Consider the following 19,285-nt stretch of genomic DNA (forward strand, 5'->3'; position numbering starts at 1 on the left):
TAGTAAATGATTTATACAATCTTAAAAAAAATCACACCAAAAATTGTTCGCGACAGAATAAGAAAGTATAGACAGAGAAACGATCAATTATACATGGATGATGAATTCATAGAATATGTATATAAAAAGAAGTTAGGTTTAGAAAAGAATATAGATAACATCGAAACATTAGTATTGCGTGGGTCTCACGCTGATTATGGTGTATTTACTAAAGGTGAAAATGGAATATACAATTTAGGATTAACGAGCACAGATGCCTATGTTAGTTTTAAGTTATATGAGAGTTATGGGAAAAGGATTAATAATCTAAAGAATGTTGTGTTTTTCTATAGTGTTTTTACACCAGGCTTGTCTTTAATAAAAATAAAAGAAAGATACAGATTATCTACTTACAAATATTTTTTTGATATCCCATATCAAGAAGAAGGTTTGGTTAATAAAAAACTAGAAAATAAGATTTACAAAAAATGCAAGAAAATCAATAAAGTAAAAATAGATGAAACATACTTTGGTTATGATAAAAAAAATAGTTTTATTAAAAATATCACAGCTGAGCAACGCGCAAAAACACACATAAGAGAAAACCGAAGAGACCCTGACCAGTTAGAATGGTTAACAAAACTTAATGATATGGTTAGAAAGGATGATAGGAAGCTATATATAGTTATTCCACCTGCCCAAAAGTCCTATATGGATTGTTTACCAAACAAGTCAGAGTTATTCGCAAAGTTACATTCTTTAGACCTTGATAATGTCGAAATCTTAGATTTTTATGATTCACCTATATTTGATGATTCTGACTTAGGAGATTTTGATCATATGAATGAAAAGGGTGCCAAAAAGCTTACAAAAGAACTTATCAGGCATATTAATTAAATTGAAATCATTCTCTAACCTATAAACTAACCAATCTTTATCTTAAGTGATTGTTATATAAGGATTTGTCATTGAGCAACCTAAAGAATAAGGTCGTACATGGAGCAATTTGGACTCTGCTAGACAAGTTATTTAACCAAGCTGGTAGTTTCGTTTTACTTATATATCTGTCTAGAGTTCTATCGCCTTCTGATTTTGGTATGATTGCAATGTTAGCTATCTTTTTAGCTGTATCACAATCATTAATCGATTCAGGGTTTTCACAGGCTTTAATACAAAAAAGCAAAAGAGTTACTGACGAAGATTTATCTACAGTATTTTATATAAATTTACTTCTGTCAATTTTACTATACTTTTTTCTTTATATATCCTCTCCTTATATCTCTAGCTTTTATAATCAACCCGAATTAACGAACTTATCACGTGTTTTATTTATAATAATAATTATTAATGCAATAGCAGTTGTCCCTAGAACCAAACTATTAATAGCTATGAACTTTAGAATTCAAGGCTTAATTAATAGTATATCTATGTTGGTCAGTGCGACTGTTGCTATTTACATGATTAGTAATGAATTCGGCTACTGGACATTAGTTGGAATGAATTTGACCAAATCAATGGTAAGTACTATTTTATTAGTAAGCTATTCTAGATGGCGTCCCAAATGGTTGTTTTCAGAAGAGTCGTTTAAAACTTTGTTTTCGTTTGGTTCGAACTTGCTAATTGCAGGACTTCTTGCCACTGTTGTACAAAACTTATACTCCATTTTAATAGGTAGATATTTTAACGCAACGCAGGTTGGGTATTATCAGCAAGGTTATAAATTTACTAATATACTATCCTCAACTATAAGTTCGACAATTCAAGGGGTAACTTACCCTGCTATGACATCAATCCAAGAAGAAGAACAGCGATTGGTTCAGATCTATATAAAAGTTATGGGAATCGTGACATTACTCACTTTGCCTATTTTTGTAGGATTTGCAGCAATATCAGAAGAATTTGTTCTAATATTTTTAGGTGAAAAGTGGGAAGAAATTATCCCCATATTAATAATTCTTTCTATGGCTAGAGCCTTTACACCCATAAGTGCATTAAATCTAAATATATTAAATGCTAGAGGACGTTCAGACTTATTTTTAAAAGCTGACCTTATTAAGCTTCCTGTATCTATCTTAGCTTTAATTATCGCTATCCCACATGGTATTGTCGCAGTAGCAATGTCTCAGTTAGGTTTCACTATAATTTCATTTTTTATTAATACATATTACCCAGGGAAATTGTTTGGATTTGGTGCGAAAGAGCAAATAAAGCAAATACTACCAACTATAATAGCTTCGTTCATTATGTTTTTAAGTATTATTTTTATAAAACTAGATAGTATTGAAATAGAAATTATTGTAAAAATTATAGTTGGAGTCGTTGTATATATTTTGGCCTGTTGGTTTTTAAAAATCCCTGCTTTCATAGATGTTTTTAATATTGCTTTGAGACGATTAAAAGCTGAAACATGAATCTATTTTTTATATTTTATGGAAGTTTTAAATTACTAGTGTTATGTTTTTTACATTAAAGAATTACAATTTATGAAAGACGAGTTCAGACCAGGTGTTGTCTTATTGGTTGATGATATGCAGCAAACGGCAGGTACCGAGATATTAACGATTAATCTAGCCAATGAGTTTTCGAGAAAAGGATATAAGGTAAATATAGTTTCACGTGGCGAAAGAATAATTGAAAGATTAGCGGATAAACTTGAAGAATCCGTTAAAGTATTTAACCTAAACATTAGTGGCAGATCATTCCTAGAATTCATTAAAGTAAAGCCAATAACAGATGCTAGATGGGGAAATATTAAAGGGGTAATTGCTATGACGAGCAATAGTGCCTTTTTAATCAAAGCAATACCTAAGAATTATAGAAAAAGCTCACCATTATTGATATACGCTTTGACACCTCACACATTATTACATAGAAAGACTTATGGCTCTCATATAGAAACTATGTTTCTTTTGAAAAGTTTACCAAATACAAACTTAGTTTTTATGAATGATGGTTGTAAGTCTATTCATCAGAGCGAAGGTGATAGAGATTATTCCAGTTGTTCAATCAACCCAATTCCTGTCAAGTTATTAAACCATAGAGAGTTAAGTGAACCGCCTAAAGAACCACTTAGGGTTTTAACTATTTCCAGAATTGAACCTATAATGAAAGGTTATTTGTTTCATTTACCAAAAATCATAGAGCAGTTTAGCCTCTCGACAGATGTGAAACTAGAAATATACGGAAACGGTACAGATAAAGATGAGCAGGAATTAAGAAAGAAGATTAAAGAACTAAACTTACCACCTGGAAGCTCAGTAAACTTTCTTGGGCCAATAGACCATAAAGATATAACAAAAGTTCTAGAAGACGCCTGGGTCTATATCGGGATGGGTACAACAGTTATTGAAGCATCGTCTATGGGAGTTCCATCAATTGTTGCGACTGCTTACAACGAAAATGGGTGTTCTGTTGGTTATTATAAGGATATGAAATTTGGTGACGTGGGTGAAAGTGTAAGTACATATCAAAATATACCAATATCCAAAATGTTAGATGAATTACTAACGAAAGATGTAAGGGAGTACAAAGAGTTGAGCAATGAATGCTACATAAATTCACTTAGTCACTCCCCTGATAAATGTGTTGAACGTTTTGAATCTGTTTTTAAAAATGCTAAGACTAGTCGAGAAATTCTCATCAATTGGTGGGTATTATCTGGATCTATATTAAGGGTTTGTTCTTTCTTTAAAAATTTAATTAAACTTTAAATATAACATATTCTATTTATATATTTATGAATCTGGATTATTAAGGTGAAAAATATAAATGAAAATATTATATATAGACAACAGCCAATGGTGGGGTGGGGCTGAGGAATGTTTAAAACGTTATCTATATGCCGAAGAAACTGCTGCTTGGGAAGTCAAAGTATGTGCTCCTTTTCCTTCGGAACACCTTGAACAGTATAAAATAGAATCACAACAATTCATATATCGACATTCCAAAATAAAAAAATGGATGCCAGAAGCATATACGAAAGCGCCTAAAGGATTAGATCGAATTAATAAAATAATACGATCAAAGAAATTAAACAGAATTTTAAAGGCTGAAAATCCGGATGTAGTATACTTTAACTTACTTCGTTTTCGAGACATATGGGATATCAAAGAAGTTAAAAAGTTAGGTTGCAAAATTGTATTACATATCCGTAATCTTTTTCATCAAGCCGGATATTCAAAAGAACTGTTGGATTTGGCAGATCTCATTATATGTACTTCTGATATTGTTTCTGAACAAGCTAGGAATACAGGGACAAAGACTAGAGTTATACGTATTTATGATGGGCTAGATTCAAAATTAGAAGCAAACTATGACAAAGATTTAGTTCGGCAAGAGCTCAATATACCTAAGGATAGCATTGTAGGTTTATTTCCAGCAGTAATTGAGCCACGTAAAGGACAGGATTTAGCAATCGAAGCTTTTCGCTTATTGGCGTCAGATTTACCTAATTCAAATCTAGTAATAGCTGGTGGGTGTAATGATTCCTTTATTGAATATGGTAAAAAGATTAAAAGAATGGTGAAAGATTCCCCTGACTCTATCCGATTACTAGGCCATCAAAAGGACATGAATAAGCTTTATTCTATGGCTGATTATGTGTTAGCTCTTTCTTACGACGGAGAAGCTTACGGGCTCGTGCCAGTGGAAGCTGGTCAACATCATCTTCCCGTCATCGCCACGTGCGCTGGGGCAACGCCAGAGTTGGTTGTAGATAAGCAAACTGGCGTTTTGGTTAATCCAGGTGAAGCACAAGAAGTTGCTGACGCGATCAAATTCATGCATAGTGAAACTATCAGAAAGTCTTTAGGAGAAGCTGCTTTTAAACGAGTTCGTACGTGTTTTGATTTAAAACAGGGGCTCAGTGAGTTAAGAGCTGCTGTAGAAAGTATTATTTAGATCTTATTTTGAATAGATTTCCACCTAAGAATACTATCAATTAATTATAAATAATTTCATTTCAAGTCTAAATTTAAATGTTATTAAAATGAATGTATCTATAATCATCCCTATCTATAATCGTAAGATATGGATAGAAAAAATGTTTCAACGATTGTTGGACCTAGAAATTGAATGTGCGGAAGTTATTATTGTAGATGATGGTTCGACTGATAGTACATTAGAACAACTACATCAATTATCTACAGATAAATTTAAATTGAAAATATTTTCTCAAAAAAATTCAGGGCCTGCTACTGCTCGTAATTTAGGGTTTAAACATAGTTCAGGGAGGTATATTCAGTTTCTTGATTCGGATGACTTTCTTACACCGAATAAGATTAAAGAACAGGTTCAATACTTAGAGAGTAACCGTGATGTCGACGTCGTTTATGGCAGTTGGCGTATGGGAGAATATTGGGAAAGTAGTAAATTCATTAAAGCCCAAGATAATCAAGATATGGTGATAAATCTTCTACAAGGAAAGTTTAACCCTAATTTCAGTTATCTCTTTCGTCGCGAAGTCGTTGAGCGTGTAAATGGCTGGAAAGAATGCCACAAATTAAACGATGATTTTGATTTTGCGCTAAGAATCGCAGCTTCAGGTGCAAAGTTTGATTGTGTTCCTGAGCTAGTTACTGGATTTTATCAATGGCATCCTTATGAGCGTCTATCTAGACAATCTGATACGGCCAACGCCATTGCAACTTATCCTATGCTTGATAACGCTATATCTATCTGTTCGGATAAAGAAAGCCTGAATAAGTCTCGTAGTCATGCATTTGCCTCTTGCTACTGGAATTTAGCTGTAAAAGCTTTTCCGGACAATACTGAGGTTTTCCTTCGAGGGGTGGGCTTTGCTCGCAACGTTGATGCGAAAGCTCTTCCACAGAACCTTTTAGTACGATTATTTGGGTTAAACAATTATGCCCATTTTATTAATCTTAAAGGACAATCAAAAAGTCAATTGAAGCGAATAGCTGTAGTTTTAGGTGTTCGGAAGATTGTCAGAGCAATAAGACAAGTAAAAGCATAGTTAACTAATATTTATAAAAATGAAAACATATTTATTTACAGATCGGTTGGGTGCTCATTCAATATGGAGCCTATTGGACTCTATTTCTGAAAGATTAATCTCGGAAGGAAATAATGTTATTTATTGTCGCTTTGATGATGGTAAACAAGGTGACCCGAGAACAGTTCCTGATGGCGTGATTGTTTACGATATAATTGTTCCAGTTAAAAGATATGTATGGGATTTATATCGTCAACATAAGGCTTTTACTAAAGAATTGTCCACAGTAATCAAGCGTCATAAAGTAGATCTTGTACATACAAACTTTGCGATACCAGCTATCTCCGCACGGCTAACCGCAAAAAAATGTGGTGTAGCTGTCGTATCTACTCAGCATGAGCTCAACGGTTCAATGAGTTTACATTTAAGACTTGGTCTGAGATGGACAGCCAAACTATGTGACCATGTCGTTTATATCTCCCAAACAGTAGCCAGTAGCTTTACTCAAGGCCGAATTGCATCAGATAAAGAATCAATTTTCTTAAATGGCATAGATGTTCAGGGTATCGCGACACATACTAGACCTTTCGCCGAGCGCAGTCCTAACCGCATTGTCTGTGTTGGTCGAATGGTGCCAGTAAAAGGACAGGGTCTCTTATTGGAGTCTTTGCCATCAATACTAGAAGCACACCCGAATACTGAACTATTGTTCGTTGGCTCTGGTCCCGATGAGCCACAATTAAAAGATCTATGCAAACAGCTAGGTCTAGATCAACACGTAACTTTCATGGGATGGTTGCCAAGAGAGCAAACAATGGATCTCGTTTCTGGTTCTACCGTCATGGTGATACCGAGTGATGGTACTCAGGAGGGTTTCGGTCTGGTCGTGGCAGAAGCGTTAGCCCTTGAAGTGCCGATTGTCTGTTCTGATATCCCGGTTTTTAAAGAAGTCGCCGGTGATACTGCTTTCATGTTTAAAACGGGTGATAGTTCATCTCTTACAGATGTAATTGTAGACGTCTTTGAAGATCCCAGAGAAGCAGAAAAGCGCTCTGACAAAGGAAAAAAACGTGTAGCAGATATGTTTACTGTAGATGTTATGGTCAATAAATATATCGACTTATACAATTCGCTGCTTTCTAAATAAACTAGAGCCCACTTACTATTTATGCCTATGTAGGTATAAATTATCGCTTTGAATTTACTACCCTTTGGAATATCAATAATGTCTGATATTAAAGTAACCGCTATCATCACAGTTTATAACGAAAGAGAATTAGTGAAACGTTCTATCGACAGTTTATTAGTTCAAACTCTATCTGAAATTGAAGTGTTAATTATCGATGATGGCTCGTCTGATGGAACACCTGAAGTTATCGAATCTATTCCTGATGAACGGATAAGATTGATTCGAGGCAATCGTATGGGCCGAGCAGCAGCTCTTAAACTAGCTTGTGAGGAAGCGAAAGGTAAATATATCGCCAACTTGGATGCCGATGATATTGCTTATCCAGAGCGTTTAAAAATGCAAGCTGAGTTTTTGGATAGCAATCCTGATCATGCTTGGGTTGGGTGTGGCGAAGAACGACGCGATACACAACGAAATGAGCATATTGACCGAATTTATCCACTAACCGATAAAGAAATACGTAGGCAATGTGCTAAGTGTATTCCTTATACGCACAGTGGTATTACATTCCGCAAGTCATTAATTGATGAAGGCATCAACTATGATCCCCAGCAGCCTTACCTGATTGATTTCGAGTTTTTCCTGCGTGTTGCTAATAAGTACAAAGTGGCCAACTTACCGGAAGTTTTAGCTTGTCGCTATGTAAGAGATGAAAGCTTTTTCCAAAGTAAATTCAAAACTTCCAAGCAGAATAAACGCTTAGCTCGATTTGGTATCCAGTCTGTATTTTGGTTTCGATTACCTCCTTGGTATTTAGCGTATCCTTTAGCTCGCCTAATCTATCCTATGATTCCAGTTGGCCTGAAAAAAGTAGTACGAAAAGCAAACGGATTACAAGAAAGTAGAAGTTAATGATTTATTTATTTGCCGTACCAGGAGTTCTATTACTAGGAGTTATATTTCAATGGATAATGAAAGTACCATCCAGAGGCGTTTACCTTGCGTTTTTTGCTACAGGGATTTTGGAGACAATCAGCCTAGGACCGCTTAGAGAAAAGTTTGGGTTGACTGAGTTAGCAATTATACTCACTTGGTTTTCTATGCTTTCTACTAATGCATGGAAGAATGATAAAACAAAATTAACACAATTAACACAATTACAGAAATTGTCTTTAATATTTTTGTCAATATTTATTATTTGTGAATGGGTGTCATTTTTCATAAATAATTCAATTTTTTATGGGTATATGACCGGAAGTTTAGTTGAAGTTCTAAATTATACCTATGGTGCAATGATGGTATTGACAGTACTATTACTCATTGATAGTTGGGATAAGTTTAAATATTGTATCTATGCTTGGTTGCTCGGTGGCGTAGTAGTTAGTGTTGTCGGAGTTTGGGCAATGACAGGTAGCGCTCCATCCTGGACAATTGATGAATTTACGGGAAGAATATCATCAACATTAAAGTTTGAAAATCAAATACCTGCTTTCATTGTACCAATCTTGTTAACTGCTATCGCAATGACCTTATCTCGTAGTTCATCTAAACTACTTAAAATTGGCTTATTTTTTCTCATAATATTAATGTCTATTACTATGGTCGGCACGGGCAGTCGTACAGCATTTTTATTGTTGGTGTTAACCATTATGACTTTGTTACCTATAGCGTTTATCGAACGTTCAAATAAAGATTTATATAAAGGTCGTTTAGGGTTACTCGGTATAATTCTTTCTTTAGGGCTGTTTGGATACGTTACCGCTGCTTTATCTGCTTTCGATGGTAATTATTCATTAGGGCATACGCCACCTTGGCAACGTCCGGTCGTCGTGCTTTATAATTCTCTCACGGGTACGAGTAATACGATTGATAAAACTCGTACGGGGCAAGCAGAAGTAATATTTGAAAATATCGAATCATCAATGATTATTGGTAATGGACCTAAATTGTATGGTTTTAAATATAGAGTGTCGGAAATTCATAACACGTATGCCGGAATTTATACTGAGGCCGGGATCGCGGGGCTAACCTTCTTTATTTTATTCTTATTGGCTTCAGGGTATACGGCGTTATATACACGAAAAATTGAGCCAGAGGGATACTATCGGTTAGTTCTTTTGGCGACATTTTTTGGCTTCATTTTGTTGTTACTTTATGGCATGACTATGTATGGGTTGAGGCAACGAAATATTTGGCTTTTAGCTGGTTTGTTGATCGCTAGCCATTCATTTGTAATTAGAAAACCTACTGTGAATAATTAAATTTTATGAAAGTTTTATTTATAGAAAGCTATCCCCAAGTGATCTTTGGGCAGCAAAAAACTTTGCTGTCTCTACTAGGCGAAGCGAAAAAACAGGGCTTTGATGTTAGTGTGGCTTGCACTGATGAAGGGGTGTTTACTGAAAAGTTATCAGAGTTAAATTATCGTTTTGATCTATTCAGATATCCTTCAATGCTATCTAGTTACGGTGGCGCTATCTATAGTTACGGTTTTGTAAAGAAAGCAAAAACAGCACTCCAGTTACTAAAATATATCAATAGTATTCGTAATAAACTGAAAGTATCAAAACCTGATCTGATTTTCTGTAACGACATGCGCGGTTTGTTGACAGTTGGCATTGCCGCTAAATTAGCTGGTATTCCTGTCGTGATTTGGGACAAGCTAGATAAACCCCATGGCTGGATGGATTGGCTTCAACTACCGTTAGTAAAAAAGAATATGATCATCTCGGATTCTGTTCGAACTAAATACCCTAAGTGGCAACAGCAGCTATTTTCTAAAAGAATTGAGAAAATTTATAACGGTGCGTATTTAGATGTGTATAAAAATGCAAATGAAAAAAGAGCAGAGTTGGGGTTAGAACCTAAGCATATTGCTATAGCCATTGTTGGTTCAATTAATGATAGAAAAGCTCACGATCGAATATTGTCGATATTTCCTGAACTATATACTCAGAACCCAAATGTTAAGCTGTTTGTCATTGGTGATTGTTCCAATAGCGCTGAAGATATTGCATATATGGAGCAACTTCCAAACAGAAACCACCCAGCTGTCGAATGGTTAGGCTTCCGTAAAGATGCCGCAGAGCTAATTAAGTCTATAGATATATTGGTGATTCCTTCTCGTTATGAAGGGATGGGGCAAGTGACTGTCGAAGCTATGGCATCTGGTAAACCAGTAGTGGGTGCCAATAGTGGTGGTATTCCTGAAGTAATAGAACACGGTGAGACAGGTTTTATATTTGAAGGAGATGACCTTGAAGACTTTAAACGTCACTTATTGGCGTTATGTGAATCTAAAGCGTTAAGAGAAAAGATGGGATTAGCAGGATTAAAACGTGCTCAACTGTATTTTGACCGTACTAAACAACATCAAAAAGTGATGAAGTTGTTGCAAGAGGCGGCGAACTAATGGGTGAAATATTAAAAGTAGCACACCTACAGTTACTCCCTTTAGTCACTGGCGTTCAAAGAGTCACCCTTGACGAATTAGAGCGTTTAAATACAGACATGTTTACGCCTTATATTATATGTAAGGAATCAGGCCCGTTAACCGTCGAAGCTGAATCTAAAGCGATCACTTGCTTACTCAGTAATAACCTGGTTAGGGAAATTTCCCCAAAAAGAGACCTATTGGCTTTCTGGGAGTTATATCGATTATTCCGCCAGCATCGCTTTGACGTTGTACATAGCCATTCTTCTAAAACAGGGGTTATTGGCCGCCTTGCCGCAAAACTGGCTGGTGTTCCTATGGTTGTCCATACCGTACATGGTTTCGCTTTCCCTGCTGCAAAAAACAAGATAGAAAAATTTATCTTTTTTGCAATGGAATGGCTAGGCACTAAGTGCTCAGACAAGATTGTATGTTTGCATGATGCGGATAGAGCGATAGCAAAGAATCAGTTAGGTGCCAAAGACTACCAGCTTGAAGTACTCGCGAATGGTGTTGATACGACTAAATACGCTCCAGCGACGTCTGAAGTTAAGTTAGCAATGCGTAAGGAACTCGGAATTCCTGAAGATACCGTCATCGTGGGTATGGTTGGGCGCCTATGGAAACAAAAGAACCCACAGGCTTTTGTCGATGCCGCGTTGCGTCTGTTATCGACAAATGTTAATGCCCATTTTGTATTAGTGGGCGATGGTGAACTGAAAACAGCTTTGGAAGAACAAGTTAATCAAGCTGGGTTCTCGGATAACATTCATTTTCTCGGTTGGCGGAATGACACTCCGCAACTTCTAAAATCATTCGATATCTTTGTTCTTCCTTCTTTATGGGAAGGCATGCCTCTAGCCATTCTCGAAGCCCAATCAACGGGGTTACCTTGCGTAGTTTCAAATATTCAGGGTAATAATCATTTGGTCACCGACGGCGTTGATGGTTTTTTATTTAACTTAGATAAGCCTGAAGAGTTGGATGAAAAATTAAAGGTTTTAATAAATGAAGAGCAACTGCTTATAAAGTTCGGTGCATCTGCTAGAAGTAAAATTGAGGAAAAGCACAACATCGCAGAAAGAATTGGTGATATAGCTAGAATATATCTAGATAAAGAATGACTTTTATTAATTAATTCGTAGGGGTTTTATGAAAAATACTAGCGAACGTATGTATATATTAGACTTATTACGTTTTGTTGCGGCTTTGTTTGTTGTTTTTTACCACTATATTTATTTTGGAAAAAGTGAAGCTATTATTAATAGCTTCCATCCAGTAAGTGAAGTGGCAAAGTATGGGCACCTTGGTGTTCAGTTATTCTTTATGATTAGTGGTTTTGTCATAAGTTGGTCGGCTGTTGGTAAGTCAGGTGTCGAATTTCTTTTGTCAAGAATTGTTAGGTTATATCCTGCATATTGGGGGGCGTTATTAATAACTTCTGGCTTTTTATTTTTTAAATCAGATATTAATATCTCTGATTTTCTCGTTAACCTGACGATGTTACAGCAGTTTGTAGGGGTACCACATATTGATGGGTCATACTGGACGTTGACTAATGAGATTGTTTTCTATGGTTTTGTTTTTATACTGATTTCATTAAATTTATTTCATCATATGACTAGGGTTTTATCCTTTTTATTATTCGCTTCTTTAATCTTTTGGCTGTATGTAACTAAAACAGGCACTCAACCTCCTGTTGTTGGGACGTTGTTTATGTTGGAATATATAGCTTATTTTGCCGCTGGATCCATATTTTATGATTGTCTACGAACTTCCTTCAATAGTACAAAAATAGCATTACTTGTTTTTTGCTTTGGGATTTCTTTGTTTGACGGGTTTCATATGTATCAAGAGTCATTCAATGGGGTCTACTACGAGAAATCTTTTACGATTATAGCATTGACGATTCTGTTATTTTTTGTCTTGTTCACACTTATTTCATATAGACTTATTACGTTTAACTATAAATGGCTATCAATACTTGGCGCTATTTCTTATCCTTTATATTTGATTCACCAACGGGTTGGGTTACTTATTCTTGACGATATTGGGTTTAATTGGAGTAATGTCATTTATGTAACCTTAGGTATGATAGCGTTTTCGTATTTCTTTTATGTTATTTATGAAAGGAAGGTAGCAAACGTTCTCAAGAGATTGTTATTTAATTGTGTTTCTTCTAAAGTATTAGTATCGCGTTTTAATTAATGCCAGCGTGATAGAAAAGTTTATAAAATAAGCATTCCAAGTCTTTAACGATAAAGTTAATGAAATCCAAACTAAATATTGGTGAAACTTCGAATCTTTTCAAAAAGGGAAGGGGTTACGGCTTGTGATAAGTAAACTGCGCGTAGATCATGCTACGCGCAACTAACAATCAAATAGTTTACGACGGTGTTGTTGGCCAGCCACACCGTCATAAAATAAAGCTAGCTTAAAGGGATATGAGGGGTTATGGGGCTCTTACATCTTGAGCTACTTCCAGTTCTTCTTTACCAAACATACGGCGTACGAAACAAGTAACACGCCAAATATGAGTGAGTGTGAAGAAGTAAACCGTAAAGAGAGCGATAAAGGAATAGAACATAACTGGCTCGCTAATGTTAATAAACTCTCCATATATGCCAAACAAGGCAAACAGAGAGGCCAGTAAACAAATCGCAAAAAGAGTCTCGTGAGAGCTAAAACCGATACGCTGGAATATATGGTGAAGGTGCTCGCGGTCGGGTCTGAATGGCGAATCTCCGCGGCGAATACGGCGAACCATAATCGCAACCATATCCATCAGTGGTAAGCCGATCAACCATAAAGCAGTGACTGGGCGTATTAATGGTTCTGTACGGGTCTGGCTTGCAGAGAGTAGTAGCCAGATTATAGTAAAACCAATTAGCATACTTCCTGCGTCACCCATAAAGACCTTGCGTTTACGGCCTAAAACACCGAGGTTCATCATAATATAAGGTAGCATTGCAACAATAATAACAACGCAGAAATAGGCTAAGGTGTAATTGCTATCTGCATGTAATAGAAGGGCTATTGAACCCAAAGAAACAATCGATAGTCCGCCTAAAAGGCCATCAATACCATCCACCATATTAAACGCATTAATTGCGCCGATGACTGCCAGCACGGTAATCACAGGGCTAATCATGCCTAAAGATATATCACCAAATCCAAACATATTGCCCAGGCTGTGGAGTTCGGTGCCATACTCTTTCATCATAATCACGGACAGCACGGCCTGAACACCCATTCGGGCTTTGAAGTTTAAGTCTACTTTGTCGTCTATTGCGCCAATCAAAGTCAGCACAGCAATACACACCAGGTAAAGCCAGCTATGTTCTATAGCTTCAGGTCTAAATGCTAAGTATTGCGCTAAAACTAAACATATTGAGATGCCTCCCACGAGTGGGATAGCGCCATTGTGGAGTTTTCTTTTGTTAGGTTTATCGACCAAGCCTATCTGTTTTGCGAGCTTCCGCATTAAGAAGAGGGTGGCAAACGAAGAAAAGAAGATACTGCTTAATTCTAAAAACATGATTTAGCCAACGTTTGTATTAATGTTATTGTTTGTTTTGATATTATTGTGTGATTTTACTTCAATTTTTTTTCACCCTAAAGAAGAATTGACAGTTTAATGGTGTTTTTTTAACAAACATGATTTTTTGGTGTTGTATGTCGATGGCGAGGCTGTTTCAAACTAGTCCCCCTTTTCAAATTCTGATATGCTCGGACAAAAAGAAACCAAGGACTTATCAATGAAAATCGCAGTTGCGGGAACCGGCTATGTAGGGCTTTCAAATGCCATGTTGTTAGCGCAAAATCATGAAGTTGTGGCGCTAGATATCGTTCCAGAAAAGGTTGAGTTACTAAACAACAAACAGTCTCCAATCGTGGACGTAGAGATCGAAGACTTTCTTGCCAATAAGCAACTAAACTTTGTTGCTACAACGGATAAAGAGGCGGCTTACGCTAATGCTAAGTACGTTGTGATTGCCACTCCAACCGACTATGACCCGACGACCAACTACTTTAATACCTCTTCAGTCGAAGCGGTGATCAAAGACGTGATGTCAATTAATCCAGATGCCGTGATGGTCATTAAGTCGACAGTGCCGGTTGGTTACACTGCTCGCATCAAGCAAGAACTGGGTTGCGAAAATATTATCTTCTCACCAGAGTTTCTGCGTGAAGGCAAAGCGCTGTACGATAACCTTCATCCCTCTCGCATTATTGTTGGTGAGCGCAGTGAACGCTCCGAAATCTTCGCAGGTTTATTAGTTGAAGGCGCGGTAAAGGAAGATATCCAAGTCCTGTTTACCGATTCAACCGAAGCAGAAGCGGTTAAGCTTTTCTCAAACACTTACTTGGCGATGCGCGTTGCATACTTTAACGAGCTGGATTCCTATGCGGAAGCACATGGCTTAGACGCACGTCAAATCATTGAAGGTGTGGGCTTAGATCCTCGCATCGGCAATCACTACAATAATCCATCGTTTGGTTATGGTGGTTACTGCTTGCCAAAAGATACCAAGCAGCTTTTGGCGAACTATCAAGACGTACCAAACAACATCATTGGTGCGATTGTAGATGCAAACCGCACACGCAAAGACTTCATTGCAGACTCAATCATCAAGCGTCAGCCAAAGGTAGTGGGTGTTTATCGTCTGATCATGAAAGCCGGTTCCGATAACTTCCGTGCCTCTTCTATTCAGGGCATTATGAAGCGCATCAAAGCGAAAGGCATTCAAGTCGTAGTGTATGAGCCAGTTCTTCAGGAAGAGGAATTCTTCAACTCTCGTGTCGTAAAAGACTTGAACGAGTTTAAGCAGACTGCTGATGTGATCGTTTCAAACCGTATGGTGGAAGAACTGGCAGACGTTGCTGATAAAGTTTATACGCGTGACCTTTTTGGTAGCGACTAATTTTAAATTTTTTAAAGCTAAGGGCTCCTGATACGGAGCCTTTTTTTCAGTTGGTAATTAAAATGATAAAAAAATGTCTATTCCCTGCAGCGGGTTACGGTACTCGTTTCTTGCCTGCAACTAAGTCTATGCCGAAAGAAATGATGCCAGTGGTAAACAAGCCGCTAATAGAATATGGCGTCGAAGAAGCGATTGAAGCTGGTATGGACGGCATGTGTATAGTTACTGGCCGTGGCAAGCATTCGCTGATGGATCACTTCGATAAAAACTACGAATTAGAGCACCAAATCAGTGGTAGCAGTAAAGAAGTACTGTTAGATGATATTCGTAGTTTGATAGATTCAGCGAGCTATACCTATATCCGTCAGAGTGAAATGAAAGGCTTAGGTCATGCTATTCTGACCGGGCGCGAACTTGTGGGCGATGAACCATTTGCAGTCGTTTTGGCTGATGACCTGTGTGTTAATGAAGACAAAGGCGTATTGGCGCAAATGGTGGCGCTATACAAGCAGTTCCGCTGCTCAATCGTCGCGGTACAAGAAGTGCCAGAAGCAGAGACGCACAAATACGGTGTGATTTCCGGTGAGATGATCAAAGAAGACATCTTCCGTATCGACAATATGGTTGAAAAGCCAGAGCCAGGTACTGCGCCGAGCAACTTGGCTATCATTGGCCGCTACATTTTGACTCCCGATATCTTCGAGTTGATTGAGAATACTAAGCCAGGTAAAGGCGGTGAAATTCAAATCACGGATGCTCTGATGCAGCAAGCACAAAACGGTTGTGTATTGGCGTATAAGTTCAAAGGCCAGCGTTTCGATTGCGGCAGTGTAGAAGGTTACATTGAGGCGACAAACTACTGCTTTGAGAATATTTACAACAAGGCTTCTAAAAGCAAAGTTGAAGTAGTGCCTGTAGAGAAGGTTGCTTAATTGGGTTAGGGCCTGATTAATAGGACCTAGGTGCTAGAATCCTAGGTCCTAGGTGTTTTCGCGGTAAGTTCAGTGATAAACATAAGTTGCGGTGTTTGTTGCTTTGGAATACTGATTACAGAGTACTGAAAAGTATATTTTTGTATTCGTAATCCCAACAATCTCCCCCTAGGATCTAGGATCTAGGATCTAGCCCCCCTCAATAAACCACTTTATATCCTTTTTCCTCCAACTCTTTTCCTAATGCTTGTTTAGCTTCCTGTTCCCCATGAATTAAATGAATGGCTTTTGGTTGTGTGGGAATGCCAGTAATAAACTTCAGTAAGTCGCTTTTGTCCGCATGGGCGGAATAACCAGAAATAGTATGAATCTGGGCATTTACCTGGATTTCTTGAGCATCTATCTCAACCTCTGAATTACCTGATTGTATCGCCTCACCTAACGTGCCTTGAGCTTGATAGCCTGCAAACAGCACATCATTTTTCTTATCCGGAAGTAGTGCTTTTAAGTAGTTAACGATTCTGCCTCCTTCACACATCCCGGAAGCGGCCACGACGATTGCCGGTTCATCGGTTGAAGCGAGTCGGTTGACCAAAGCTGTATGCTCGGTGTGATTCTCTACCGTAATACACTGATCAAACGCGAGTGGATGACGTTGATTGTCTAGCCTGTGCTTAGCTTCCTTTCCCCACAAGGTTTTAAAGCGTCGATAAGTTTTCGTCACTTGTTGTGCAAGAGGAGAGTCTAGGATGATGGGTAATGACGATGCCAAATCATGCTGGTTAATCAGTTGCTCAATATCAAACAACAGCTCCTGTGTTCGGCCGACACTGAAAGCAGGGATCAGAATCACACCACCATCTTTTAACGCATGATCAATGATGTTTTTTAAACGTTGTGTTCGAGTGGCGATGTCCTCATGTTGTTTATCTCCGTAGGTCGATTCTATAAACAGGTAGTCGGCGCGTTGGGGAGGTTGTGGGTCTGGTAAGAGAGGCGTATTTGACGGTCCTAAGTCTCCGGAGAACACAACGATTTCATCATTGGGTAATCTAAACTCCACATAGGCAGAGCCAAGTATGTGCCCAGCAGGTTGAAAGCGAACATAAGTGTGATGAGACAGATCTACCCATTGCTGGTACTCACAAGGCTTGAGCTGTTTCTTGATGATATTGAGTACTTTCTGGCGCTGGTGGTAGTTCAAACCGAGCTGTAGTTTCAGGCCGTCTTCAAGCATAAGTGGGACAAGTTCAGCGGTCGCTTGAGTGCAATATATTGGCCCTTTAAACCCAGCAGCTAACAACCAGGGCAGGCGGCCAATATGATCGATATGAGCGTGAGTAAGAACGAGCGCTTTTACCTGTTCAATAGGAAATTCAATGTTAAGTGAAGCGTCACGCCCACCAAAACTAAGGTCTTGTCCCTGTAGCAGGCCACAATCAATCAAAATACTTCCATGAGGCAGTTTAAGCTCATGACAAGAGCCGGTAACCGTGTGCTTGCCACCGTGATGGATAACGCTGGCGATGTCTGAGATTGTTGTGGTCATGCTTAAAGTTCTCCTTATGTATTCAGCATAGGCGAGCTGTTAATGAAGAGTAAGGCTTATGACTCAGTGGATTAGATGTAATTAGTTGGAAAAATGCGGAAATGCGAGGGAGGTCCTAGGTAGCTAGGATCCTAGGTTCTAGGGGTGTTTGTGGTAAGTTCAGTTAGAAATGTAAGCTCAGGTGCTTGCTGTGTTGGAGTACAGAATACGGGGCGCTTCGCTTACGGAATACAGGTAATGAAAGGTCCTAGGTGGCTAGGAACTAGGTTCTAGGGGAAATCGGCCAGCTCAGTGATAAACGTAGGTCCCGGTGTTTGTTGCTTTGGAATACTGATTACGGAATATAGAAAGGTCCTAGATCCTAGGGGGCTAGGTCCTAGGTGAGTTAGCTGAAAGTTCGGCGTATCTCTTTGGCGTTTGAGCTTGTTGTTTTGGAATACAGAGTACTGAAAAGTATATTTTTGTATTCGTAATCCCAACAAGCTCCCTCTAGGGCCTAGGAACCTAGAACCTAGGATCTTAGTAAGCCCTTAACATCGAATTTGGGCGGTAAAAAATAATCCGTAATCCGTAATCCCCCCTAGGGCCTAGGATCCTATAACCTAGGACCTCATAACCTACATCCTCACTGTCTCCCAAGTTCGTGATACAATTGGTTCATTAAATTGAATTCGAAATTTGCTCTCGTAAACGCAACACGCCTTAGTGGTTACAAGAGAGAACATGTTAAAGGTTAAAGATGCAATCAGATCATGAGTTCCAAAACTGGACTGTCATCGGAAAAGGCGCAGAGCGAGTTTGTTTCCAAAATCCTGGCAATCCGGCTCAGTGTGTAAAATTGAGTCAGAAAAATGCCGCCAAGCAAACCTATAGAGAAATTCAGTTTTTTGAGCGATTGAAAAAGAAAAATGTCCAGTTTAAACACATTCCCGAGTTCTTAGGTCAGGTCACAACAGAAACAAGGGTCGGGTTTAAGCAGCAGGTGGTGTTGGACGAGGACTTGTCCGTTTCACTGAACCTCGCACAATATATTGTTCAGCAAGGGGATGAGCTTGATATCGATCATTTGCTGTTAGCGGTTCGAGTTCTGAAAGATTATTTGCTTGAGAGCCGAGTAATACCAAGTGATTTGGTGATGACAAATATATTGGTGAAGCAATCAGGGAATGAGATAACGCTCTATCTGATTGATGGATTCGGCAATACCGAGTTTATCCCTGTATCGGACTTTATCCCTTACCTGATGCATAAAAAGATCAATCGTAAGTTTAAGAAGTTTCTAAGAAAAAATTTACACCTCAGTATGGAAATCAGAGAGAACCCAGCCGAATTAGAAGCGTACAATCAAAAGATTGATGAGTTTGAAGCCTTATACCTTTAATACT

Annotated in this window: 16 protein-coding genes; 14 read left to right on the forward strand and 2 right to left on the reverse strand. The window is 38.2% G+C overall.

The genetic code is table 11. The annotated features are described in order from the left end of the window. Positions 1-6 precede the first annotated feature (6 nt). The 11 genes from ACWYU8_RS17595 (at position 7) to ACWYU8_RS17645 (ending at position 12,702) form a co-directional block, all read left to right on the forward strand. The gene (locus tag ACWYU8_RS17595) at positions 7-876 is read left to right on the forward strand and encodes a hypothetical protein (RefSeq protein ID WP_457521026.1); all 870 of its coding nucleotides are present in this window, start codon (positions 7-9) and stop codon (positions 874-876) included. A 71-nt stretch (positions 877-947) separates the two neighbouring features. Further along, complete coding sequence (locus ACWYU8_RS17600) at positions 948-2,390, forward strand: lipopolysaccharide biosynthesis protein (RefSeq protein ID WP_457521027.1); 1,443 nt, start codon at positions 948-950, stop codon at positions 2,388-2,390. A gap of 72 nt (positions 2,391-2,462) precedes the next feature. Continuing rightward, positions 2,463-3,689, forward strand: a complete 1,227-nt coding sequence (locus tag ACWYU8_RS17605) for a glycosyltransferase (RefSeq protein WP_457521028.1) — start codon at positions 2,463-2,465, stop codon at positions 3,687-3,689. 58 nt (positions 3,690-3,747) lie between these two features. After that, a complete protein-coding gene (locus tag ACWYU8_RS17610) occupies positions 3,748-4,878 on the forward strand; it encodes a glycosyltransferase family 4 protein (RefSeq protein ID WP_457521029.1) in 1,131 nt (376 codons plus the stop codon). A gap of 88 nt (positions 4,879-4,966) precedes the next feature. Further along, complete coding sequence (locus tag ACWYU8_RS17615) at positions 4,967-5,953, forward strand: glycosyltransferase family 2 protein (RefSeq protein WP_457521030.1); 987 nt, start codon at positions 4,967-4,969, stop codon at positions 5,951-5,953. Positions 5,954-6,026: 73 nt separating this feature from the next. Then, positions 6,027-7,079, forward strand: coding sequence for a glycosyltransferase family 4 protein (locus ACWYU8_RS17620; RefSeq protein WP_457521031.1), 1,053 nt, complete (start codon positions 6,027-6,029; stop codon positions 7,077-7,079). A 78-nt stretch (positions 7,080-7,157) separates the two neighbouring features. Beyond that, positions 7,158-7,973 carry a glycosyltransferase family 2 protein gene (locus ACWYU8_RS17625; protein ID WP_457521032.1) on the forward strand — a complete coding sequence of 272 codons (816 nt, stop codon included), beginning with the start codon at positions 7,158-7,160 and terminating at the stop codon, positions 7,971-7,973. Continuing rightward, complete coding sequence (locus ACWYU8_RS17630; RefSeq protein ID WP_457521033.1) at positions 7,973-9,322, forward strand: O-antigen ligase family protein; 1,350 nt, start codon at positions 7,973-7,975, stop codon at positions 9,320-9,322. Before ACWYU8_RS17625 ends, ACWYU8_RS17630 begins: the two co-directional genes overlap by 1 nt. Positions 9,323-9,327: 5 nt before the next feature. Next, positions 9,328-10,473 (forward strand): glycosyltransferase family 4 protein, encoded by a 1,146-nt coding sequence (locus ACWYU8_RS17635; protein WP_457521034.1) that lies wholly within the window; start codon positions 9,328-9,330, stop codon positions 10,471-10,473. Next, entirely contained in the window at positions 10,473-11,618 is a 1,146-nt protein-coding gene (locus ACWYU8_RS17640) for a glycosyltransferase family 4 protein (protein WP_457521035.1), read from the forward strand. The genes ACWYU8_RS17635 and ACWYU8_RS17640 overlap by 1 nt, the downstream gene beginning before the upstream one ends. Positions 11,619-11,646: 28 nt before the next feature. Further along, positions 11,647-12,702, forward strand: coding sequence for an acyltransferase family protein (locus tag ACWYU8_RS17645; protein ID WP_457521036.1), 1,056 nt, complete (start codon positions 11,647-11,649; stop codon positions 12,700-12,702). 244 nt (positions 12,703-12,946) lie between these two features. On the opposite strand, the gene wecA is transcribed toward ACWYU8_RS17645, so the two are convergent. Continuing rightward, positions 12,947-14,032, reverse strand: a complete 1,086-nt coding sequence (gene wecA, locus ACWYU8_RS17650; protein ID WP_457521037.1) for a UDP-N-acetylglucosamine--undecaprenyl-phosphate N-acetylglucosaminephosphotransferase — start codon at positions 14,030-14,032, stop codon at positions 12,947-12,949. Between the two features lie 220 nt (positions 14,033-14,252). On the opposite strand from wecA, the gene ACWYU8_RS17655 reads away from it, so the two are divergent. Together ACWYU8_RS17655 and galU are read left to right on the forward strand one after the other, a co-directional pair. After that, on the forward strand, positions 14,253-15,419 hold the full coding sequence (locus tag ACWYU8_RS17655) for a nucleotide sugar dehydrogenase (RefSeq protein WP_457521038.1): 1,167 nt from the start codon (positions 14,253-14,255) through the stop codon (positions 15,417-15,419). Positions 15,420-15,481: 62 nt separating this feature from the next. Next, positions 15,482-16,351 carry a UTP--glucose-1-phosphate uridylyltransferase GalU gene (gene galU, locus ACWYU8_RS17660; RefSeq protein ID WP_457521039.1) on the forward strand — a complete coding sequence of 290 codons (870 nt, stop codon included), beginning with the start codon at positions 15,482-15,484 and terminating at the stop codon, positions 16,349-16,351. Between the two features lie 199 nt (positions 16,352-16,550). On the opposite strand, the gene ACWYU8_RS17665 is transcribed toward galU, so the two are convergent. Continuing rightward, on the reverse strand, positions 16,551-17,900 hold the full coding sequence (locus ACWYU8_RS17665; protein WP_457521040.1) for an MBL fold metallo-hydrolase RNA specificity domain-containing protein: 1,350 nt from the start codon (positions 17,898-17,900) through the stop codon (positions 16,551-16,553). A 739-nt stretch (positions 17,901-18,639) separates the two neighbouring features. Here ACWYU8_RS17665 and ACWYU8_RS17670 point away from each other — a divergent pair. Next, positions 18,640-19,281 (forward strand): YrbL family protein, encoded by a 642-nt coding sequence (locus ACWYU8_RS17670; protein WP_457521041.1) that lies wholly within the window; start codon positions 18,640-18,642, stop codon positions 19,279-19,281. The last annotated feature ends 4 nt before the right edge of the window (positions 19,282-19,285 follow it).

This window comes from Vibrio limimangrovi (assembly GCF_054064025.1).

Excerpts from the sequence above, each read along its gene's own strand:
- ACWYU8_RS17595 (WP_457521026.1), top strand. The coding sequence starts at position 7 with ATGATTTATACAATCTTAAAAAAAATCACACCAAAAATTGTTCGCGAC.
- ACWYU8_RS17605 (WP_457521028.1), top strand. The coding sequence starts at position 2,463 with ATGAAAGACGAGTTCAGACCAGGTGTTGTCTTATTGGTTGATGATATG.
- ACWYU8_RS17610 (WP_457521029.1), top strand. The coding sequence starts at position 3,748 with ATGAAAATATTATATATAGACAACAGCCAATGGTGGGGTGGGGCTGAG.
- ACWYU8_RS17615 (WP_457521030.1), top strand. The coding sequence starts at position 4,967 with ATGAATGTATCTATAATCATCCCTATCTATAATCGTAAGATATGGATA.
- ACWYU8_RS17625 (WP_457521032.1), top strand. The coding sequence starts at position 7,158 with ATGTCTGATATTAAAGTAACCGCTATCATCACAGTTTATAACGAAAGA.
- ACWYU8_RS17630 (WP_457521033.1), top strand. The coding sequence starts at position 7,973 with ATGATTTATTTATTTGCCGTACCAGGAGTTCTATTACTAGGAGTTATA.
- ACWYU8_RS17635 (WP_457521034.1), top strand. The coding sequence starts at position 9,328 with ATGAAAGTTTTATTTATAGAAAGCTATCCCCAAGTGATCTTTGGGCAG.
- ACWYU8_RS17640 (WP_457521035.1), top strand. The coding sequence starts at position 10,473 with ATGGGTGAAATATTAAAAGTAGCACACCTACAGTTACTCCCTTTAGTC.
- ACWYU8_RS17645 (WP_457521036.1), top strand. The coding sequence starts at position 11,647 with ATGAAAAATACTAGCGAACGTATGTATATATTAGACTTATTACGTTTT.
- wecA (WP_457521037.1), bottom strand. The coding sequence starts at position 14,032 with ATGTTTTTAGAATTAAGCAGTATCTTCTTTTCTTCGTTTGCCACCCTC.
- ACWYU8_RS17655 (WP_457521038.1), top strand. The coding sequence starts at position 14,253 with ATGAAAATCGCAGTTGCGGGAACCGGCTATGTAGGGCTTTCAAATGCC.
- galU (WP_457521039.1), top strand. The coding sequence starts at position 15,482 with ATGATAAAAAAATGTCTATTCCCTGCAGCGGGTTACGGTACTCGTTTC.
- ACWYU8_RS17665 (WP_457521040.1), bottom strand. The coding sequence starts at position 17,900 with ATGACCACAACAATCTCAGACATCGCCAGCGTTATCCATCACGGTGGC.
- ACWYU8_RS17670 (WP_457521041.1), top strand. The coding sequence starts at position 18,640 with ATGCAATCAGATCATGAGTTCCAAAACTGGACTGTCATCGGAAAAGGC.